The 2,883-nt window shown below is 37.8% G+C and carries 2 protein-coding genes; both read right to left on the reverse strand.

From position 1 onward, the window contains the following. Positions 1-2,339: autotransporter outer membrane beta-barrel domain-containing protein (locus ACFIML_RS08960; RefSeq protein WP_375687992.1), on the reverse strand; the 2,339-nt coding region annotated here is incomplete at its 3' end. 169 nt (positions 2,340-2,508) lie between these two features. Further along, positions 2,509-2,883: autotransporter outer membrane beta-barrel domain-containing protein (locus tag ACFIML_RS08965; RefSeq protein ID WP_375615505.1), on the reverse strand; the 375-nt coding region annotated here is incomplete at its 5' end.

The following is a 2,883-nucleotide window of genomic DNA, read 5'->3' on the forward strand; positions in this document are numbered from 1 at the left end:
AACGACGTAGAAAGTGGATCGGGGGGAGAAGATGAAGGATCAACAGGATCAGGGGATGTAGAAGAAGGAGAGTCAGATGTCAACGACGTAGAAAATGGATTGGGGGGCGGAGGATCAACAGGATCAGAGGATGTAGAAGAAGGAGAGTCAGATGTCAACGACATAGAAAGTGGATCGGGGGGAGAAGGTGGAGGATCAACAAGAGCAGAGAACGTAGAAGAAGGAGAGTCAGATATCAACGACGTAGAAAATGGATTGGGGGGCGGAGGATCAACAGGACCAGAGGACGTAGAAGGAGGAGAGTCAGATGTCAACGACGTAGAAAGTGGATCGGGGGGAGAAGGTGGAGGATCAACAAGAGCAGAGAACGTAGAAGAAGGAGAGTCAGATATCAACGACGTAGAAAGTGAATTGGGAGGAGAAGATGGAGGATTAACAGGATGAGATAATGAAAACGAAGCAGGTTTACCAAATGGACCATTATAAGAACCTATTCTAGAAGAAATATAAACCCCTTCGAGTCGGAAATCCCAAAAATCCCCCTCACCTTCCACTAATCTTTGCTTAGCATTCGCTTCTCCAAAAGGCGAGCCCGGACCATAACCACGAATACGATATTGATAAGGAAAACCTTTCACCGTAGTATAACCATTATAACCATTGGCGAGTCGAAAAGAACCTGCCCGCGCTGTTCCTGCAACTTGAACGATTGAAATGCTTTGATCTCTTCCCTCATAGACTTCTTTACTTGAATATTTTGGAAAATTTTGCATATGAATGAATGTCGTTCCAGAAACATCCCCATAGATCAATATGCGATCCGTCTTTTGGGGATCAAACAAACCCTCATCATTCAAAAATGTATTCAACCTAATCTGAGCGTTTCCCTCAGCACTATAGACTTTTTTATCTTTTGATGCGAGAATTTTATCTCCTGCATCTATATCTGCTTTTTTTCCAATGCGTAGCGTTTGATAACCACTATCTTCATCAAAGATCAATGTGCTATTGGAAAGACTTAGAGAAGAAAGCGATGAAACAGATTCCTGTAAACCATTGTATTTACTTTTAGTAAGATACCATTTTGAATAACGAATTAACTCTAAATCAATAACCGATCTATCTTCAACACGCGTACCTCCTGTAAGAGAGGAAGCGTTTGCTTTCACCAATAGAGAAGCATTATTTTCAGCTTTTAGCAACACATCACCAGAGATTTTTGTTTCATGCGATAATTCAAGAGTGCCTTTTACTTCATAGTCTTTATTCCCCTTCGCATAAATTGCAATCCCATCTGGAACTGTCATATTTGTCTCTGATAAATAAACAAAAGCCCTCCCCGTAATAACTTTTTTGGTTTCTAAATTTTTTTCATCATCTCGTTGCCTCAACATTTTAGCAATCTCTTCTGGAGCTAAAACATTAAAATACAGTCCATATACTCCCTCACCCTGAACAGAAATATTGTTTTTTTCTATCTTAATACTTGTATTTTTAAAGCCATCTGGTGAAATATATTTTTGAATTAACTTACCATTATCACTTACATAACCTGAAAAGTTTTTCATCAAAAATGCATGCATATGGTTTAGCTGGATAAAATTGTTTTTCAAATGAACGTCACCACCTTGAAAAACCTCAAAAGCTTCTGGCAATACCCCCATAGCTCCATCACTATCTGTTAAAGTTTCCTCTCTCCTTCCATGCCCCGTAATCCCCATAGTATCAAGAATATAGCGCCCCCCAAATCGGGTTGAAAATGAGCCAATCTGGTTAAAATTAACGGTACCGTCTGTCATTTTAACCATTGCATCAAAACCACTTATAATACCGATCCCTTTTACATTCAAATTATCTGGCTCAATATTGATATTCACACTCACTAAAGCAATATCCGTTCCTCTCCCCCATGCATAAATAGCATGTGAAGTCCCCTTAATTTCCCCTACTGTCATGCTAATAACGGCATTTTGAGCACGAAGAGCAGGTATACTCTTAAAATCTGAAGCTATTAGATTAATTTTTCCACCATTTCTTACATACGCCCCATACGCAGATATTTTATCTGGATCATCGCCATAAACTGCTATCTGAGAGGCATTAACAACAGTGCCTGCTTTTTCTACATATATAGCTGCAATAGGTGCAGTCTCCTGAGAATTTTTTAAGTAATAAACTTTATCTGCGAGAAAGTGTGTTTTTCTATCATCGCATTTATAAAACACCCCTCTTGGATCACTTGAAGATCCCGCAGCACTAACATACGTAACCTGCAAAAAATAAAGAATAGCTGTTGTAACGTTGCATAAAAATACATATTTATGAAATACATAAATCATAACTCTTGCCGCCTCCTATTCCCCTACTTCTATTTATTGAAGAATAATGTCTATATTTAAGCTAATAAATTTCTCAAAATACAATAAATATAAAACTAAAGAGCTACTTTAATACTTAATATAACACTATATATACTTATATATAAGTTACTATATAGTTTATGTATAGCTAAAAATAATAATGCAATCCAGCAGAGAAACTCGTTCCAGAAAAACCAATTTTCTTAAATCTATGCTGATAAGTGACATCTCCACGAAGAGAAAGTTTTGTTGAGAGACGGGCATTAAACCCAACCCCTGCTTCCAAAGAAGAACCAAAGGAACCTAACTGAAAATCGTTTTTAAAAGAAACGAATTGCTTATCTTCAAAACTATGCAAATAAGAAAGCTTACTATAAAAAGAAACTTCACGTCCCTCTTCCACAACACCTAACGTCTTGCTTAAACGCCCACCAACACGCCCCACCCATTGATGAAATTTTCCTAAATCAACATCAAGATTATCAACATCAAACGCCTGATTAAACTGAAGATGCTGATAAAC

Origin of the sequence: Bartonella sp. AC62GZZY (genome assembly GCF_042196525.1) — a bacterium.
GTDB lineage: Bacteria > Pseudomonadota > Alphaproteobacteria > Rhizobiales > Rhizobiaceae > Bartonella.